This window comes from Cesiribacter andamanensis AMV16, from assembly GCF_000348925.1.
GTDB classification, from domain to species: Bacteria; Bacteroidota; Bacteroidia; order Cytophagales; family Cyclobacteriaceae; genus Cesiribacter; species Cesiribacter andamanensis.
In genome coordinates this window covers 1-17,544 of sequence record NZ_AODQ01000049.1, presented here as the reverse complement: position 1 = coordinate 17,544, position 17,544 = coordinate 1, and the positions used below count along the sequence as shown (strand labels likewise).

Genomic DNA, 17,544 nt, shown 5'->3' with positions numbered 1-17,544 from the left:
GGAACCATTTGCAGCCCCTGCTGTTGCTATTGCTATATGTTGATCTATTCGTATGCATTCGTTTTATAGAGTAGCCTGGAACGTTCTGTTCACTATTTTCTACCCCTTTATCACCTTATTTTCCCTGCTCTTTATTGGGCTGGTGAATGTGGTCTCCTGGATATCGCGGCAACTGGCCACCCCCCATACCGAGCCAGGGGTAGAGGCCAGCCCGCTGCTGGACTGGACACCCTATCTGGAGCTGCCGTCTGCTACGCTCAGCCGCAAGGCCGTGCATGAGGTGCAGTTTGGCCCCATGGTGTACAGGCTACGCTCAAACCCTGCAGTGGCTGGTATACAGGAAGGCTACTGGGGGGATTTTGCTCAATCCATAGGGCAGGGGGTATTGCTGCAGCGTTGGCCCAGCATTGCCGAGCATGAGCTGGAACGCTTTGAGCTGGTCTATTTCTCTCCAGCAAGCGGCCGGCTGGACGTTCTGGGCGAAATGCCTACTTTTTTCTGGGAAGCCGATGCCCAGCCTGATGGCAGTGTGCGCATCTATTGGAATGAGCGCAGCAAGAGCCGTACCCTACGACCAGAGGAGCTGGCATGAGCCTGCCGGCCAAACGCAGAGCGGAGCTGAAAGCTTTTCTGGACCAGAAGGCTGAGCGCTACAACCAACCCGATTTTATCCCCAATGATCCAATTTGCATCCCCCACGCCTTTAGCAATCCGGCCGATATAGAGATAAGCGGGCTGTTTGCGGCTGTGCTGGCCTGGGGGCGGCGGGCTACCATTATTGCCAAATGCCGGGAGTTGATGGCGCGGATGGATGGGGCCCCCCATGCGTTTCTCCTGAACCATAGTGAAGAGGAGCTTAAGGGCCTGTTAGGCTTCTGCCACCGCACCTTTAACGATACCGACCTGCTGTATTTTATCCATTTCCTGTCCTGGTACTACCGGCAGCACAATTCGCTGGAGTGGGCCTTCTGGCAGGGGATGCAATCGGACAGTGCAAGTGTAGAAGGGGGGCTGATCCATTTTCATGAACTCTTCTTTAGCCTGCCCGATGCGCCGCAGCGCAGCCGCAAGCATATTGCCACCCCTGCCCGCAACTCGGCCTGCAAGCGCCTGAACATGTACCTGCGCTGGATGGTGCGCAGCGATGACAAAGGGGTAGATTTTGGGCTTTGGAAAAACATACAGCCCCATCAGCTGGTGTGCCCCTGCGATGTGCATGTAGAGCGGGTGGCCCGTAGCCTGGGGCTTATTACCCGCAAGGACAGCAGCTGGCAAACCGCCATGGAACTCACCGGCCACCTGCGCCAACTGGATCCTCAGGATCCCGTACGTTACGATTTTGCCCTTTTTGGGCTAGGCATTGAGGAGGGGTTTGCCGGGGGCGCCTAGCCGGTAGTTCCTGATTTTTTAAGTCTTAGAATTTTTAGCCTTGTTTCCAGCGATCAGGCTGGCGGCGCCACTCCTGTAGCGACTCCAGCTCTGCAGCACCAATCAGGCCCATCTCCTGGGCTTCTTCAATCAGCGACTGGTAGTTGCTGAGGCTGTGCAGCGGCAGGCCGGCAGCAGCAAAGTTCTGCTCGGCCACATCAAAGCCATAGGTAAAGATACTCACCATGCCCAGCACCTGGCAGCCGTGCTCCCGCAGGGCCTGTGCAGCCTTCAGCGAGCTGCCACCGGTAGAGATCAGGTCTTCCAGCACCACCACTTTGCGTCCCTGGGGCAGGTGACCCTCTATGAGGTTTTCCATGCCGTGCCCCTTGGGGCTGGAGCGCACATAGGCAAAGGGCAGGTTAAGCGAATCGGCCACCAGCGCTCCCTGTGGAATGCCCGCGGTAGCCACACCGGCTATGGCTTCTACATGCGGATGCGAGCGGGTGACCAGCTCGCTAAGGGCCCGCTTGATAAACAGGCGCACCTCCGGGAAGGAGAGTGAAAGGCGGTTGTCACAGTAGATGGGCGATTTCCAGCCGCTGGCCCAGGTAAAGGGCTGCTCCGGACGCAGGCGTATGGCACCTATCTGCAGCAGCTGGCGGGCGGTTTGGCGGCTAAGCTGGCTGGGGTCTTCGGCTAAACTCATGCTGCGAATTTAACGTATGCACTAGGAACTTCCTCTTTTTTGGTTGTAGAATCGGGGAAAAGTTTCTTTCTTTCAGGCTCAATTAGCGCTGGCTTCATGAAAATCTTTATAAATGACATTTCGGTGAATCTGGCCAAGGCGTCGGAGGAGCTGGAGCACAAAATTTACGACATCGTCCTGGATGCTCAATCCGATAATGTGGATAGCAAAAAGCTCATTGACGATGTGCTCATCAAGCGGGCGGGCCTCAGCCAGGTGCAGGCGCTTATCATGCTCATGCATGAGAAAGAGTTCAGGGAGCTGGATAGCATTACCTTTAGTGTGCCGCCGCAGGAGTACAAATCCATTAAAAAAGCCATTAAAAAGCAGTTTAAGGTAGTAAAGGCCGGAGGGGGTATTGTGGAGCACAATGATCAGATCCTGCTTATCTACCGCAAAAACAAGTGGGACCTGCCCAAAGGCAAGCTTGATAAGGGCGAAAAACCCAAAAAAGGCGCCCTGCGGGAGGTAGAGGAAGAGTGCAATGTAACCGTAAAGGTAGGGGAGAAGATCACCCACACCTGGCATACCTATATCCGCAACGGCAAAAAGCACCTGAAGAAAACCCACTGGTATCGCATGGAGTGCATTGACGACAGCCAGATGAAACCCCAGCGGGAAGAGGGAATTACCGATGTGCGCTGGATGGGTGAGCGGGATACACAGGTGGCCATGGTCAACTCCTTCAGGAGCATTCGGCATGTGATCAAAAAATATTACAGCTTAAGCACCAAGCTGATCTAACCAAAAGCCCCGGTCTGTAGCAGGCCGGGGCTTTTGGTTATTCGAGTGTATAGGGCAAAAACTCACTTACATCGCCCCCGTACTTATGTACCTCCCGGATAATGGTGGAGCTGATAGCAGCATAGGCCGGTGAGGTAATCAGGAAAACCGTTTCCAGATCGGGATAAAGGTGGCGGTTTACCTGCGACACAGAGTTTTCATACTCAAAGTCGGTAGTATTGCGGAGCCCCCGCAGCAGGTAGCGCGCGCCAATGCGCTGGGCAAGGCCGGCGGTCAGCTCACTGTAGGTGATCACCCGCACCCGGGCTTCGCCCTCAAAACAGCTTTCAATGCTCTGGAGCATGTGCTCTATGGGGAAGTAGCGGTTTTGTTTTTTGCTGTTATAGCCAATGGCAACTATTACCTCATCAAACAGCTTAAGTCCGCGCATCACAATATCATAATGGCCCCGGGTAAAGGGGTCAAAAGAGCCCGGAAACAGCGCTATACGTTTTTCCATTATTCGCAGAGGTACAGGCTAAAGAGATCGAAGAAGCGTTGGTCTGCCGCTTCATCAAACATATAGTGGAAGCTCAGAAAAGGAGGGCGGCTGCCAAAAGAAAGGTTGCCCAGGTAGGGTTTTACCGCCCTGAACCAGGGGCTGTCAGGGGGTACATTGCCCCACAGCTGTATTTTTGTGCTTGTCTGGTCCAGCCCAAACTGTTTAAGCACCATCATCAGGTAGCGCAGAAAATCGGCCGGCTCCTGGCAGCGGAACAGGTTTGCGTATTGTAGTTTGTTGCCCTGGGTGATCAGCACCGATAGCAGCCCATTTTCCAGGAGTAAAAACACATCCTGCCCGCTGCTGTGGTCAGAGCTGTGTAGCACCCCCTCGGTAAAGGCGCTGATGTGATGGATCACCTGAATTTTTAAGTTGGGATAGCGGCGGCTTAGCCACTCCATAAAGCGCTGCTCGGCGCCAAAAACAGTTATGATGCTGTTCTTTAGGTGGCGGTAATACAAGATGCTGTCCGTTGCGGGCAGGGGGCTGGTGAGGCGCAGATAGGCTGCCGATTGCTCCTTATCAAAAAGAGCGGCAGGGATCAGGCTAAAGCGCAGGTTCTTAACCGAAAAGCGCACCGAGTGCCAGAAGCCGGCCATCAGCAGGTGATGGTCTTCAAACAGGTTCTCGATGAGCCTCTGGTGCTCTTCTTCAGAGCTGAAATCAAACAGGTTGTAATGCTCCAGCAGCAGGCAGCGATTCGATTTGGTATCGATCACTGCCAGCTGAAACTCTCGCTCTCCCGCTTGCAGCAGCAGGCTGTAATCCTGCAGGTCATCGATGCTGAAGCGGGGGTCTTTGATCTTAAGATCAGGCGAATAGTATGGTGAAGCCTTTTTCAAGGGGATTATTCCCAGTTGCCTTGGGTAGAAGCCTGCAGCATGGAGCCTACACGCAGCGGACCATAGGGGTGCGTGTCTTTCAGACGGTCTGGGTTAACCACATGCACATCTTTGGCTTCAAACACATTAACAGGGGTACCTGTCTGGCTAAAGATCCGGCCAGCCTCCAGCTGGAAGCGCTTGCCATCACTTCCCGGAATAAGGGGCAGGGTTTCGGGATTGAAACCGGGGTAGCGCTGTGCGCTGAAGAGCGAGTCGCGTACATTCACAAAGCCCAGGGTATCGTACTCTACATAGATGCTGTCGGCACCATAGGCCAGGGGAATTACGGTTTCGCGTTTTATAACGTTAGGAATGCGACCTGTCTCAATAAAGCTGATCAGGCTATCCCAGTTTGCGGTATAGCGGCCGTTGGCAGCCAGGTACGCAAGCTCTGCATCTCTGATCATTTTTAATTTTTCAACTACACGGGCTTCAATTCGTGCAACTCGGTTCTGGGTATCGATACGATCTTTGATAGAATCTACCAGAAAGTAGCCAAGTCCGATAGCTACCAAGAAAAGTAAAATCGAGAAGATTTTGGTAGGTGTCATTTTAGTTGATTTTGTGCAAGTATAAAGATTTTACAGGAAAAATCACTAGGGTTAGCCGCTAAACACACATTAAAGGCTAAATTTAAAGTAGCCGCGCTTGCTTTTCAAGTCCTGTGGGGAAGAGCAGCCCCACAGTGACCTGTGAAGGCTTTCGGGCGGCAGGCGCTGTATTGTTTCCCACTCCATAAAACTGACGTTGCGAATAAGCTGCGCATCGGCCGGCGATTCGGGATCGTAGCCTGTCTGCAGCCTGCCTCCCTGCTCTTCCACTTCAAAAAAAAGCTCTACCGTGTGCAGTGGCGCAACCAGGTGCTCCCACACATATAAGAGCGGGCCTACGCTCACCTCCAGCCCGGTCTCTTCCAGAAACTCCCGCTGCAGGTTTTCTTCGGCAGATGTGCCCCACTCCATACCCCCACCGGGCGGCGCCCAGAATCCTCCCTCCGGCCCCAGGCCCTGGTGCTGCACCAACAGCAGGCGGTTGCCCCGGCTGCAGATGCCGCACACCCGCAGGCGCAGGCGGTTGCCGTATAGTTTCTCTACCTCTTTGGTTACATTCATCGGCAGGAGCGGAAATAGCTGTGTATATTTGTGCAAAAAAGAGCGAATGATCCAAAGCCGCAACCCTCAGTTCGAAAAAAGAGTCCGCACCTTTCTGGAACGGCAGCATTTTATGCACCTGATCGGGTTTGACCTGCAGCATATTGCCGAAGGCCGCACCGAGGGCTGGCTTACCCTGGAAGAAAAGCATAAACAACAAAAAGGTTTTGCCCATGGCGGGTTAATTGCCACGCTGGCCGATATTACTGCTGGTTTTGCCGCCTATACGCTGGTGCCCGAAGATCATCATGTGGTTACCGCCGAGCTGAAAGTCTCCTACTTTTTGCCGGCCGTAGGCCACAAGCTGCATGCCATCGGCTGGGTGATCAAACAGGGCCGCAAGATCAATTTTTGCGAAGCCGAGGTATGGGATGTTGTAGAAGAAGCCGGCCAGGAGCCCCAGCGGCGCCTCATTGCCAAAGCCACTACCTCCATGGCCACCGTGTTTCCGGGAGATTTTTAAGGAAAAGAGTAATGGCCAGCTTCCCTCACGTTCTGTCCTAAACGTTAGCCCTCCGCCAGCTCCTTCCGCTCATCTCAATAATCAATTATCCATCGTCCATTGTCCATCGTCTAACTTCTAACTTCCAATACCCCCATGCGCCCTTCCGACCTCCTGCTTCAGCGATTTCAGCACCGGCCTACGGAAGGACAGCTGCGGCTGTTTGAGAAGCTGAACCGCTTTTTGCTGGAGCAGCAGGAGGAGCGTTCCACTTTTCTGCTGCGGGGGTATGCCGGTACGGGTAAGACCACCGCGGTGAGTGCCCTGGTGCAGGTGCTGCCCCGCTTTGGCTACCGGTATATGCTGATGGCGCCCACCGGGCGGGCCGCCAAGGTGATGTCGGGCTACGCCAAACGGCAGGCCTTTACCATCCACAAGATCATTTACCGGCACCAGAGCAGCGAGGAGGGGAGCGAGTACCGGGAGTCTTCCCTGCAGAAGAACTACCACAAAGATACCGTCTTTATCATCGATGAGGCCTCTATGCTCTCTGATACCCCCTCAGGCGGCAGCTATGGCCTGCTCAAAGACCTGCTTACCTTTGTGTTTTCCCAGCCGGGCAATAAGTTGCTGCTCATTGGCGATGACGCCCAGCTGCCTCCCGTACACCAGGCGGCCAGTCCGGCGCTGGATGTGGGCTACCTGCGCCAAAACCACCGGCTGAGTGTGGAAGAGGTACAGCTGACCGAGGTGGTACGGCAGGAAAAGGCCAGCGGCATTCTCTACAATGCCACCAACCTGCGGCAGGAACTGGCAAAGGACACCCCCGAGGTACTTCTGCACACCACCAGCTTTGACGATACCTTCCGCATGACCTCCGAACGACTGGAAGATGGCCTGCGCTAGCCTATAACAAATTTGGCGAGGAGAACAGTATTATCATCTGCCGCTCCAACAAGGCCGCCGTGCAGTACAATGCCTACATCCGCAGGGCCATTCACTTTACCGAAAACGAGCTGGATGCCGGCGACCTGATCATGATCGCCAAGAACAACTATACCTGGCTGCCCGACGACTCGCCGGCAGGCTTTCTGGCCAATGGTGATTTTGCCGAGGTCACCAAGATCATTACCCTGGAAGAGATGCATGGTTTTCGGTTTGCCCGGGTAATGCTGCGCCTGCCCGATTATGACGAAAGCGCCTCCTTTGAGGCCATGCTGGTGCTGGAAAGCCTGCATGCCCCGCATCCCGCCCTTAGCCCGGAAGATAGTAAGCGCCTTTACCAGGCCGTGCGGGAAGACTATGCCGATCTGCAGGGCAAGGAGCTGAAGGAGGCCATGCGCCAGGACCCTTACCTGAATGCCCTGCAGGTAAAATTTGCCTATGCCTTAACCTGTCACAAGGCACAAGGGGGGGCAGTGGGAGGCCGTATTTGTGGACCAGGGCTACATGACCGACGATAAGATAGGGCTGGAATGGGTGCGCTGGCTCTATACCGGAATCACCCGGGCTACAAAAGAGTTGTACCTGATTAATTTTAATAAGAATTTTTTTTGTTGATATTTGTTGTATGACAAAAGGCTGCCAAATAGCATCCTGGCCTGTTTCTTGCTTTCACCAAGGGGTATGAAAGCCGGTACTGACCGAGCGTATTAATTTTCAATCTAAACACATATGAAAAAACTAATCCTAAGCTGCCTGATGCTGCTCTTTGCATTTGCAGCAGTTGCGCAAGAGAAAGCCGCCACCGAAAAAGGCCCGCAGATCACCTTTCAGGAAACTGAGTACAACTTTGGCGATATCCAGCAGGGAGATAAGGTAGAGCACATCTTTACCTTTAAAAACACAGGCACTGCCCCCCTGATCCTGTCCAATGTACTGACCACCTGCGGCTGTACCGCACCCGAGTGGCCCAAAGATCCGGTAGCGCCCGGCAAAACCGCACAAATCAAAATCACCTTTAACAGCGCCGGTAAAATGGGCAAGCAAAACAAGGTGATCACCATAGTATCAAATGCTACCAACGCCCAGGAGCGTGTAGCCCTGGTGGGCAACATTTTGCCCAAGCAGAATGCTGATCTTCAGTAAGCACACCCACGACCTAAAAAAAGGCCTGCTGAGCAATCGGCAGGCCTTTTTTTTATTACTGCCTGTTTGGAGATGCCGATCAGCAGCAGCACCCAGCCGACCAGAAATGCCAGCCCGCCAATGGGGGTTACGGCGCCCCATTTGCTCACATTGGTAAGGCTCAGGATGTAGAGCGAGCCCGAAAAGAACAGGATGCCCACCATAAAGCTCCAGCCTGCCCATACCAGCTGCCGGGCCGGAAAATGGATCAGCAAAATACCCGTTAAGAGCAGGGCCAGGGCATGGTACATCTGGTACTGGGCGGCCGTTTCAAAATTGGCCGTGCGCCCGTATTGTTGCAGCAGGCTACGCAGGCCATGGGCGCCAAATGCCCCAATGGCAACGGCAAGGCCCGCTAAGAGGGCGCCGGATTGGATGAAAAGTTTATGCATAAGGGGATAGGGGGAAGGGGTATGAGGTATGAGGTATGAGGTATGAGGGGCGTGGCTGCCTAATGGCCTTCTGCACCAGGTAACGGCCTATTGCCTACGTCCATTGTCTATAGTCTATTGTCCAAAGTCCTACGTCCATTATAAGAGTACGCTAGCGCTGCCCGAAAATGGCACTGCCTACCCGTACTATGGTGCTGCCTTCTTCAAGCGCAATGGTATAATCGCTGCTCATGCCCATGCTCAGCTGCTCCATCTCTACATTTGGCTGAGGAGGCAGGGTCTTAATGTGCTCAAAAAGCGCCTTCAGCTGGCGAAACTCCTGACGGATAACATCCCCGTTGTCAGTATTGGTGGCCATGCCCATAAGGCCGCAAATGCGTACATAGCGCATGCTGGCCAGGGTGGGACCCTGCAGCAGCTCCAGAAGCTCCGCTTCTGACAGACCAAACTTGCTTTCTTCCCGGGCAATGTGCACCTGTAGCAGACAGTCGATCACCCTGCCGGCCTTTTGGCCCTGCTTTTCGATCTCCTGCAGCAGGCGCTCGCTTTCTACCGAATGGATCATGTGCACAAAAGACGCTATGTACTTCACCTTGTTGCGCTGCAGGTGGCCGATCATGTGCCAGCGGATATCCTTGGGCAGGGCCTCAAACTTTTCAACCATCTCCTGCACCTTGTTCTCGCCAAAATCCTTTACCCCCTCTTCATAGGCCTTTAAGACCAGCTCGGGTGGGTGTGTCTTGCTTACAGCAATCAGGCGAACACTTTCATCGTTCAGGATATTTTTAAACCTTTGTATGTTTTCCTTTATATGCATGTATTCCTAACTTTATCCGTAATTCAGCATCAGCGTGGTAAAGTAAAAGAATTCAGGTGTATTTGTTACCCATTCGGTTTGAGAAGTTGAGTGATGGCCTGTGTTCCGGCTCAAACCGCAAAACCTTATTCTATGGCAATTTTAGGTAGTCTCCTCAAAAAAAGTATACAGCTCAGGAAAAAAATAGCGGGTGGTAAGGCCTCTCCGGCCATGCTTCAGGCCCATGAACTGGAAAAACTGCTTACCAAAGCACAGGATACCTCCATTGGCAAAGACAAGAAATTTGCCGACATCCTTAACGCTGGCGATGAGGACTACCGCATTCTGTACCAGGAATTTCAAAAGCAGGTACCCGTTTACGACTACAACCGGCTCTATAATGCCTACTGGCACCGCACCCGCTCCGGCGAAAAGGATGTGTGCTGGCCCGGACAGGTAAAGTACTTTGCCCTGAGCTCGGGCACTTCGGAGGCGTCCTCCAAGTACATCCCCGTTACCAACGATATGCTCAAGGCCATCCGCCGTACCAGTGTGCGGCAGATCCTCTCCCTGGCCCACTATGATAACCTGCCCAGCGAGCTCTTTACCAAAAAAGTGCTTATGCTGGGGGGCAGCACCATGCTCAACAATACGGGCATCTACTATGAGGGCGACCTCAGCGGCATTACGGCCAGCCAGCTGCCGCTCTGGTTCCAGTCGTTCTACAAACCAGGGCCCAAAATTGCCAAAGAGCGTAACTGGGAGCAGAAGCTCAATGAAATTACCCGCCAGGCCAAAGACTGGGATGTGGGGGTGATCGTGGGGGTGCCGGCCTGGCTACAGATTCTGCTGGAAAAGATCATTGCCCATTATGGGGTAAAGACCATCCATGATGTGTGGCCCAACCTGTCTATCTTCTGCCATGGCGGCGTGGCTTTTGAGCCCTATAAGAAGGGCTTTGAAAAGCTGCTGGCCCGCCCGCTGGTGTATATGGAGACCTACCTGGCCTCTGAGGGCTTTATTGCCTACCAGGCGCTGCCCGATCGCAAAAGCATGCGGCTGGTGCTTGACAATGGCATTTTCATGGAGTTTGTGCCCTTTAACGATACCAACTTTGGCCCTGATGGGCAGCTGGTGGAGCATCCGCAAACCTGCATGATCGATGGGGTGGAAGAAGGCAAGGAGTATGCCCTGCTGCTCACCACTTGTGCCGGCGCCTATCGTTACCTGATTGGTGATGTGATCCGCATTGTGTCCAAAGAAGAATCAGAAATTGTGATCACCGGGCGCACCAAGCATTTTCTGAGCCTGTGCGGTGAGCACCTGTCGGTAGACAATATGAACAAGGCCATAAACCTGGTAGCCGAAGAGCTTAATATTGACATACCGGAATTTACCGTAGCCGGTATACCCCATGGCAGCCTGTTTGCCCACCACTGGATCATTGGCACCAATGGCCCTGCCGATGCCGCCCAGGTGCGGGAGCGGCTGGATGCTCGCCTTAAGGAACTCAACGACGACTATGCCACCGAACGCCTGCATGCCCTTAAGGAGGTGCAGGTAGATGTGGTGCCGGCCAGTTTCTTTTACCGCTTCCTGAAAATGAAGGGGAAGGAAGGGGGGCAAAACAAGTTTCCGCGGGTAATCAAGGGGCAGCAGTACCAGGAGCTTACCGCTTTTCTGGAACAGGAAAACCGCTAGTACAGGGGGTACATGGTTGCGCTTACTGCATTTGCAGACGGAATTTTGTTTGGCCTGCTGCTGACGCTCATGATCGGGCCGGTGTTTTTTGCCCTTATCCAGACCAGTATTGAGCGAGGCTTTCGCTCAGGCGCCAGCATGGCTGTGGGTATTGCCCTGAGCGATGCGGCCTATGTAGTGGTTGCCTCCTTTGGGGTGGTGCTGCTGGCCTCCAGCCCCTCTTTTCAGGCCTGGCTGGGGGTGGTGGGCGGGCTGATCATGCTGGTCTTCGGCCTGATCAACCTGCTGAAGCGGGTAGCTCCCCCGCAGCTGCAGCCGGGTGAGGCCGGAGCAGATAATCACCTACGCCAGCTCATCAAAGGCTTTCTGCTGAATGGCATCAACCCCTTTGTGTTCCTGTTCTGGTTTGGCATTGCTTCCCTAAAGGCTACTTACGCCCTTGATCAGAAAGTAGTCTTTTTTTCGGGCGTGCTTCTTACCGTACTACTCACTGATTTCCTGAAAGCCTATACAGCCAACCAGCTGCGGCAGTGGCTCTCGCCCAAGTTTATGCTGCGCATGAACTGGCTGGTTGGCGTAGCCCTCATCGCCTTTAGCATCAAGCTTTTTTATTTTGCCTATGAGGCATTCTCCCTGTAAAAGGGGGGAGGTGATGGACTGTAGAAAGTAGACCCAAAACAAAGAACAAGGGGTATGCCCAGCTTGGGGCAGGCTCCAAGGAACCAGCTACTCAATACTCAGTACCTGATATTCCCTTTAATCCCGCAGGATGTTACTGATAAAGGTGCCTTTCAGAAAGATCCAGCCCAGGAAAAGGAGCATGCCCCAGCTTAGGTAGATGTCGTAAAAATCCAGCGTATCCGTATAGCGGGTTTCTTTGATCTCACTTTTTTCCATCTGGTCGATCTGAGAAAACACCGTTTGCAGGGCCTGTGTATCCGTTACCCGAAAGAACTCCCCTTCGCCTATGCGGGCAATTTCCCGAAGGGTAGTTTCATCCAGCGTATTTTCATGGTAGTTGGGAGCGCCTGTAGGGTCGTAGCCATAAAAGATGCGGCCATCTTTGCCAATGGCGATGGTATGCATTTTGATGCCATGCGCATAGGCCAGGCGGGCGGCCATGAGGGGGTCTATGTTGCCGGCATTGTTTTCGCCATCGCTGAGCAGGATGATCACCTTGCTTTTGGAGCTGGTCTCCCGCATGCGGTTGGTGGCAACGGCCAGCGCACTGCCAATGGCGGTACCATCGGTTTGCACCATGCCATAGCTGATGTCCTGTATATAATCGTAGAGCAGGTTGTAGTCGGTGGTCAGGGGAGAAAGCGAGAAAGCCTCGCCGCTGAACACCACCAGGCCAATGCGGTCCTGAAAACGGCCGCTCACAAACTGCAGGGCAGTGGCTTTGGCGGCCTCCAGCCGGTTTGGCTGCAGGTCTTCCAGGTTCATGCTTTCCGAGATATCGATCACCAGCATGATATCAATCCCTTCCGACCACTGCTCCAGCCGCTCATTGGTACGCTGAGGACGCGCCAGGGCAATGCACAGGAGCACCAGGGCCAGAAACAAGAGGGTCTGGGGCAAAAAGCGCAGCAGGCTTATGGGGTCCCAGGCCGCATCGGCACTAAACAGGGCAATCTCCAGCCGCTGGCGCCTGCGCCAGGCCGCCAGAAAGCGCAGCAAAAACACCAGGGGAATCAGCAGAATAAGGTAAAGCAAAAGGGGATATTCCCACTGAAAACCGGTAAGGGTCTCGGGAAAGAACCAGTGGGCCGATAGCCAGGCCAGTTTATCGCTGCCGGACTCAAGCATGGAGCACCTCCAGTTTTCGTTTTTCGTACTTCTGCTGGGCCAGGCTGCGCAGCTCCTGCAGGCTGGTGGGCAGATCATCACCCCCCTGATAGCCATATATACTGCGGTCGATGGGACGAAGGATCTGGAGCCAGAGCGGGGGGTTGGTATTGCTATCGGCAATCTCCTGCGAGGTGAGCTTGGTATAGGGTTTCTTTTCCAATTCTTCCAGATAACTTTTCCAGATCAGCAGCAGCTCATCGGGCCGCACGGCCGGATCGCCCGCCAGGTAACGAGAAAAGGTAGTGGAATATTCTTCCTCAAAACTGCTATAGCGCCTGCGCAGCAGCCAGAGCTTGAATTTGCGCCGTACGCTCTTGCCAAAGACCGCTATGCCGGCAAATACAAACACCGACAAGCCAATTAGCCCCAGGATCACATACGGATAATTAAAGGGGTACTCCACCTCGGTATACTCGGTGGTGCTGACAAACTGCAGGCTATCGGCATTTATCCGGGGCGGCAGTATGGAGGCTACATAAATACTATCCCCCTTGGCCCAGAGGGGTATGCTATCCCGGCCCTGCACCATGTAAATGGGCAGCTGCAGCCCAAGTAGCGAGTCGGGATAAAAGGCCGTAAGGGTATACACCACGCTATCGAAACTATAAAGCGAATCCGAGCGGGTAGGGTAGTAGGTGCGCTGCAGCAGCTCAAAGGGGGGAAGGGCAAAGGTGCTGTCCGGAAACAGTACTGTAAACTGCCTGGGGTAGCGGATGCTCAGCGAGTACTGTACCGGCTCGCCTACCCGCAGGCTATCCTGCACAAAGTAGGCCTCGGGCTCCAGCTGTTGTGCGCCGGCGCCCAGTCCCTGCAGCAGTATCAGCAGGAGAAGAAGTAGCTTCAGAGGCGTATTACGCACGTTTCTTTACTTTATTTCGCTTTTTAAACAGGGAGATCAGCTGCGGCACAAAATCCTCGGCCGTATCAATGTAGAGGTAGTCGGCGCCCAGTTTAGCGCAGAGCTGGCGCAGGTTGTCGGCATTGCTGTTGTACTGGGCCTCAATTTTTCGGGTAAAGCCTCCGCGGGAGGTATTCACCCAGATGGTTTTGCCGCTCTCCTTGTCCAGCAGAGGAATAAGGCCCAGGCGGGGAATGCGGCGCTCCCGGCGGTCGCCCAGCTGCAGCGCCACCAGATCATGCTTGCGGGCCAGGGCCTTCAGGTTATGTTCCCAGCCGGTATCGATAAAGTCGGAGAGCACAATCACCACCGAGCGGCGGCGCAGCAGGCGCAGGGTAAACAGCAGGGCAGCCGAGAGGTTGGTTTTGGCCGATTTAGGCACCAGCGGAAACAGGCGGGTGATGAGCTCATAGGCATGCCGCAGGCCCTTGGCGGGTTTGATGTAGAGCTCATTCTGATCGGAATAGGCGATGAGGCCTACCTGCCCGGCCTCTTTAACGGCCGATAGGGCCAGCACCCCGCAAATTTCTTTGGCTACTTCAATCTTGGGCCGGTCGGTGCCCCCCAGCTCCTGCGAGGCGCTCACATCTACCAGAAAATAGACCAGCTGCTCCCGCTCTTCCCGAAACACCTTTACAAAGGTGCCATGCCCCTTGGCCGACACTTTCCAGTCAATAATGCGCACATCGTCTCCGTACTGGTAGGAGCGTACATCATCAAATTCAAGGCCAGACCCTTTAAAAATAGAGTGAAAATCGCCCTGCATCTGCCAGTTTATGGCTTTGCGGATACGAATTTCATACTTGCGGAGTTTTTTAAGCAGTTCTTCCATTCACATGCATGGATTTTAAAATTAGGATAGTTTCCGTAATTTTCGCCCTATGAATAGGCTTTTTTTGTGTTTGCTGGCCCTGTGCTGTTTCAGTTGTGATAAAACTCTGGGTCCGCCCAAGGGGGTACTGTCTGAACGTAAAATGGTATCACTTCTTGTAGAGCTGCATATAGCAGAAGCCAAGGTCAAGAATCTGCGCGTTACCACCGATTCGGCCCATCAGCTATACAACCTCTATGAGCTGCAGATCCTGGACAAACACAACGTAGCCCAGGATAAATATGTACAAAGCTACCAGTATTATCTGGAGAATCACCGGCTCATGACCCGGGTGCAGGATGCCGTGCTGGATACCCTGCTGCAGCGCCAGCAAAAGCTGGAGCGTATGCCTGAGCCTGTGGCCGAACCCCCTGCTACCGCCAGCCAGGCCGGCACAGCCCTTATTCCCTCCGATTCTCTGCCGCAGCGCGTACGAAAGCCCCAAAAACCAATCACTACCGCACCTGTTTTACGTAAACAGAAGGACAATCAGTAAACTATGCTCTATCCGGAAAATCTGGAGCAAAAAATAGGGTTTGATCACATACGCCAGCTTCTGAAGCAGCATTGTCTCAGCAGCATGGGTACATCCTTTGTTGATAAGATCCGCTTTAGCGACGATGCCCCCCTGCTGCAGCGCCTGCTCGGACAAACCCAGGAGTTTGGCCGTATTCTGGCCAGTGGCGAGGCATTTCCCTCCTCCAATTACCTGCCCATTGATAAACAGCTGGACAAAGCCCGGCTGGAGGGGGCCTACCTGCAGGAAGAGGAACTGCACAGCTTTCGCCTGAGCCTGCAGACTATCCTGGCCTGCCTGCGCTTTTTCAAGGGCAGGGAAGAAGAATACCCCCTGCTGACCGAGCTGGGCCTTAATATCTGGCTGGACCCGCGGCTGCTGCTGGAGATCGAGCAGGTGCTGGATGATAGCGGCCGGCTCAAAGATAATGCCAGCCCCGAGCTACAGCGCATCCGCCGCAGCATGAATGCCGAGCTTAGCCGGGCCCGCCGTACGCTGGATTCCATACTGCGCTCGGCCGTAAGCGCCGGCTATGCCGAAGAGGGCGCCTCGCTCACCATCCGCAACGGCCGCCTGGTAATTCCCATTCCGGCCGAGCACAAGCGGCGCATCAGGGGCTTTGTGCAGGATGAATCGGCTACTGGCCAGACCGTGTTTCTGGAACCTGCCGAGGTGCTGGAGATCAACAATACCGTGCGGGAGCTGGAGCTGGAAGAAAAACGGGAGATCATTCGCATACTTAGCCAGGTAACCTCCTCCATACGTCCGCATGTGGGGGCGTTGCGCAAGGCGGCTGGTTTTCTGGCCATGATCGATTTTATCCGGGCCAAAGCGATGCTGGGCCGCCAGCTGGGCGCCATTGCGCCCGAGCTGCAGGCCCGCCCGCTGGTGGCCTGGGAACAAGCCGTACACCCCCTGCTGCTGCTCTCGCACCGGGCCCAGAACAAACCCGTAGTACCCCTGAACATCAGCCTTACGGCCGAAAACCGCATTCTCATTATCTCCGGCCCCAACGCTGGGGGCAAGTCCGTAGCCCTTAAAACGCTGGGCCTGCTGCAGTATATGCTGCAGTGCGGCCTGCCGGTACCCATGGCCGAAGGTTCTACGGTGGGTATTTTTCGCAATATCTTTATCGATATTGGGGATGAGCAGTCGCTGGAGAACGACCTGAGTACCTACAGCTCGCACCTGACCAACATGCGCTTTTTTCTGCGGGCTGTAGACAAGCGCACCCTCTTTCTGATCGATGAGTTTGGTACCGGTACAGAACCCCGCCTGGGGGGTGCCATTGCAGAGGCTATACTGGAAGATCTCTTGCGGCAGGGAGGCTATGGGGTGATCAATACCCATTATGGCAACCTCAAGCAAATGGCCGATCGCAGCAAGGGTCTCATTAACGGCGCCATGCGCTTTGATGTGCGGCAGCTGGAGCCCATGTACCAGCTGGACATTGGCCGGCCGGGCAGCTCCTTTGCCCTGGAGATTGCCCGTAAAATAGGCCTGCCAACCCCTGTGCTGGAGAAAGCCAAGGAACTTGCTGGCAGCGAGCAGGTAGAGCTGGACAAGCTGCTGGTGCAGCTGGAAGAAGAGAAAAAACACTACCAGGACCAGAACCGCCTGCTGGAGAAAAAAGAAAAACAGCTGCGCCAGAGCATGGCCGAATATACCGAGCTGCGGGAGTTTCTGGACAACAAGCGCAACGAGTATATACGGGAAGCCAAGCTGGAAGCCCGCAAACTGCTGGACGATGCCAACAAACGAATAGAGGCCACCATTCGGGATATTCGGGAGAATAAGGCCGAAAAAGAAAGTACCAGGGCCAGCCGCCAGCAGCTTGAAGAGGTGCGCCGGGAGGTGCGCTTTACCCCCGCCGAACGGCAGGCAGCTGTGCCGGCCAACGAACGGCTGCCCGTAGAGCAGGGGCCTATACAGGCCGGGGATGCGGTGCGTATTAAGGATCAGGGTTCGGTAGGGGAGGTAGTGGCCATCCGGGGCAAGGATGTGCAGATCAGCATGGGGGCGCTTACCTCTACGGTTAAGCTGGACCGGCTGGAAAAAATAAGCCGCAAGGCCTACAAGAAGGAAATGGCTGCCACCACAACTACAGCTCCCATGCGGGGCATCGATATCAACGAACGCATGGCCAATTTCAGCAGCAACCTGGATGTGCGGGGCCTGCGCACCGATGAGGCCATTGCCCGGGTAGATTCCATGCTGGACAGTGCCGCCATGCTGGGTACGCCTGAGCTGCGCATTATCCACGGCAAAGGCGATGGCATTTTACGGCAAATGATCCGCAATCACCTGAAGGGCTTCTCTTTTGTGACCGGCTTTGAAGATGAACATGTAGAACGGGGCGGCCCAGGGGTAACCCTGGTGTACCTGCAATAAAAACATGAGTCATCCCGAATTTTTAGCGGGACAATTAATAAAAAAGGCCCCAGAATGAATCTTGAGGCCTTTTTTATTAAGGTAGGCTGTCATCTCGACCAGCGCGGCCGCCGTGCGGGGAG

19 protein-coding genes and 1 pseudogene are annotated in these 17,544 nt (G+C 54.5%); 10 read left to right on the top strand and 10 right to left on the bottom strand.

The genetic code is table 11. The features are described from left to right. Positions 1-52 precede the first annotated feature (52 nt). Positions 53-592 (top strand): hypothetical protein, encoded by a 540-nt coding sequence (locus ADICEAN_RS10500; RefSeq protein WP_009195567.1) that lies wholly within the window; start codon positions 53-55, stop codon positions 590-592. Then, positions 589-1,389, top strand: a complete 801-nt coding sequence (locus tag ADICEAN_RS10495; protein WP_009195566.1) for a TIGR02757 family protein — start codon at positions 589-591, stop codon at positions 1,387-1,389. Before ADICEAN_RS10500 ends, ADICEAN_RS10495 begins: the two co-directional genes overlap by 4 nt. Before the next feature lie 34 nt (positions 1,390-1,423). Here ADICEAN_RS10495 and pyrE read toward each other — a convergent pair whose 3' ends face one another. After that, the gene (gene pyrE, locus ADICEAN_RS10490; RefSeq protein WP_009195565.1) at positions 1,424-2,077 is read right to left on the bottom strand and encodes an orotate phosphoribosyltransferase; all 654 of its coding nucleotides are present in this window, start codon (positions 2,075-2,077) and stop codon (positions 1,424-1,426) included. A 96-nt stretch (positions 2,078-2,173) separates the two neighbouring features. Here pyrE and ADICEAN_RS10485 point away from each other — a divergent pair, with 96 nt between their 5' ends. Continuing rightward, the gene (locus ADICEAN_RS10485) at positions 2,174-2,860 is read left to right on the top strand and encodes an NUDIX hydrolase (RefSeq protein WP_009195564.1); all 687 of its coding nucleotides are present in this window, start codon (positions 2,174-2,176) and stop codon (positions 2,858-2,860) included. Between the two features lie 37 nt (positions 2,861-2,897). On the opposite strand, the gene coaD is transcribed toward ADICEAN_RS10485, so the two are convergent. The 4 genes from coaD to ADICEAN_RS10465 all read right to left on the bottom strand — a co-directional run bounded on the left by coaD (position 2,898) and on the right by ADICEAN_RS10465 (position 5,397). Further along, complete coding sequence (coaD, locus tag ADICEAN_RS10480) at positions 2,898-3,359, bottom strand: pantetheine-phosphate adenylyltransferase (protein WP_009195563.1); 462 nt, start codon at positions 3,357-3,359, stop codon at positions 2,898-2,900. Beyond that, positions 3,359-4,243: a DUF3822 family protein gene (locus ADICEAN_RS10475; RefSeq protein WP_009195562.1), complete on the bottom strand. Its 885-nt coding sequence runs from the start codon at positions 4,241-4,243 to the stop codon at positions 3,359-3,361. Before ADICEAN_RS10475 ends, coaD begins: the two co-directional genes overlap by 1 nt. A 5-nt stretch (positions 4,244-4,248) precedes the next feature. Beyond that, on the bottom strand, positions 4,249-4,692 hold the full coding sequence (locus tag ADICEAN_RS10470) for a hypothetical protein (protein WP_236612894.1): 444 nt from the start codon (positions 4,690-4,692) through the stop codon (positions 4,249-4,251). Positions 4,693-4,905: 213 nt separating this feature from the next. Then, on the bottom strand, positions 4,906-5,397 hold the full coding sequence (locus ADICEAN_RS10465; protein WP_009195560.1) for an NUDIX domain-containing protein: 492 nt from the start codon (positions 5,395-5,397) through the stop codon (positions 4,906-4,908). A 46-nt stretch (positions 5,398-5,443) separates the two neighbouring features. Between ADICEAN_RS10465 and ADICEAN_RS10460 the strand changes: the two genes are divergently transcribed. The 3 genes and pseudogenes from ADICEAN_RS10460 to ADICEAN_RS10450 all read left to right on the top strand — a co-directional run bounded on the left by ADICEAN_RS10460 (position 5,444) and on the right by ADICEAN_RS10450 (position 7,966). Then, positions 5,444-5,899, top strand: a complete 456-nt coding sequence (locus ADICEAN_RS10460) for a PaaI family thioesterase (protein WP_009195559.1) — start codon at positions 5,444-5,446, stop codon at positions 5,897-5,899. A 135-nt stretch (positions 5,900-6,034) separates the two neighbouring features. Continuing rightward, positions 6,035-7,438 (top strand): annotated as a pseudogene (locus tag ADICEAN_RS10455) (ATP-dependent DNA helicase). A gap of 114 nt (positions 7,439-7,552) precedes the next feature. After that, complete coding sequence (locus tag ADICEAN_RS10450) at positions 7,553-7,966, top strand: DUF1573 domain-containing protein (protein WP_009195556.1); 414 nt, start codon at positions 7,553-7,555, stop codon at positions 7,964-7,966. Here ADICEAN_RS10450 and ADICEAN_RS10445 read toward each other — a convergent pair. Together ADICEAN_RS10445 and ADICEAN_RS10440 are read right to left on the bottom strand one after the other, a co-directional pair. Beyond that, complete coding sequence (locus tag ADICEAN_RS10445) at positions 7,960-8,397, bottom strand: DUF423 domain-containing protein (protein ID WP_009195555.1); 438 nt, start codon at positions 8,395-8,397, stop codon at positions 7,960-7,962. The genes ADICEAN_RS10450 and ADICEAN_RS10445 overlap by 7 nt on opposite strands. Positions 8,398-8,548: 151 nt before the next feature. Further along, complete coding sequence (locus ADICEAN_RS10440; protein WP_009195554.1) at positions 8,549-9,214, bottom strand: YggS family pyridoxal phosphate-dependent enzyme; 666 nt, start codon at positions 9,212-9,214, stop codon at positions 8,549-8,551. A gap of 132 nt (positions 9,215-9,346) precedes the next feature. Between ADICEAN_RS10440 and ADICEAN_RS10435 the strand changes: the two genes are divergently transcribed. Together ADICEAN_RS10435 and ADICEAN_RS10430 are read left to right on the top strand one after the other, a co-directional pair. Further along, entirely contained in the window at positions 9,347-10,894 is a 1,548-nt protein-coding gene (locus ADICEAN_RS10435) for a GH3 family domain-containing protein (protein WP_040396682.1), read from the top strand. 12 nt (positions 10,895-10,906) lie between these two features. Beyond that, complete coding sequence (locus ADICEAN_RS10430; protein ID WP_009195552.1) at positions 10,907-11,533, top strand: LysE family translocator; 627 nt, start codon at positions 10,907-10,909, stop codon at positions 11,531-11,533. A gap of 117 nt (positions 11,534-11,650) precedes the next feature. On the opposite strand, the gene ADICEAN_RS10425 is transcribed toward ADICEAN_RS10430, so the two are convergent. The 3 genes from ADICEAN_RS10425 to ADICEAN_RS10415 are packed head-to-tail and all read right to left on the bottom strand — an operon-like array spanning position 11,651 to position 14,475. Further along, positions 11,651-12,703, bottom strand: a complete 1,053-nt coding sequence (locus tag ADICEAN_RS10425) for a vWA domain-containing protein (RefSeq protein ID WP_009195551.1) — start codon at positions 12,701-12,703, stop codon at positions 11,651-11,653. Then, positions 12,696-13,604, bottom strand: coding sequence for a hypothetical protein (locus ADICEAN_RS10420; protein WP_009195550.1), 909 nt, complete (start codon positions 13,602-13,604; stop codon positions 12,696-12,698). The genes ADICEAN_RS10425 and ADICEAN_RS10420 overlap by 8 nt, the downstream gene beginning before the upstream one ends. Continuing rightward, positions 13,597-14,475 (bottom strand): DUF58 domain-containing protein, encoded by an 879-nt coding sequence (locus tag ADICEAN_RS10415; RefSeq protein ID WP_009195549.1) that lies wholly within the window; start codon positions 14,473-14,475, stop codon positions 13,597-13,599. Before ADICEAN_RS10415 ends, ADICEAN_RS10420 begins: the two co-directional genes overlap by 8 nt. A 49-nt stretch (positions 14,476-14,524) precedes the next feature. Between ADICEAN_RS10415 and ADICEAN_RS10410 the strand changes: the two genes are divergently transcribed. Both ADICEAN_RS10410 and ADICEAN_RS10405 read left to right on the top strand, forming a co-directional pair. Then, the gene (locus ADICEAN_RS10410) at positions 14,525-15,010 is read left to right on the top strand and encodes a DUF4296 domain-containing protein (protein WP_009195548.1); all 486 of its coding nucleotides are present in this window, start codon (positions 14,525-14,527) and stop codon (positions 15,008-15,010) included. 3 nt (positions 15,011-15,013) lie between these two features. After that, positions 15,014-17,422: an endonuclease MutS2 gene (locus tag ADICEAN_RS10405; protein ID WP_009195547.1), complete on the top strand. Its 2,409-nt coding sequence runs from the start codon at positions 15,014-15,016 to the stop codon at positions 17,420-17,422. The last annotated feature ends 122 nt before the right edge of the window (positions 17,423-17,544 follow it).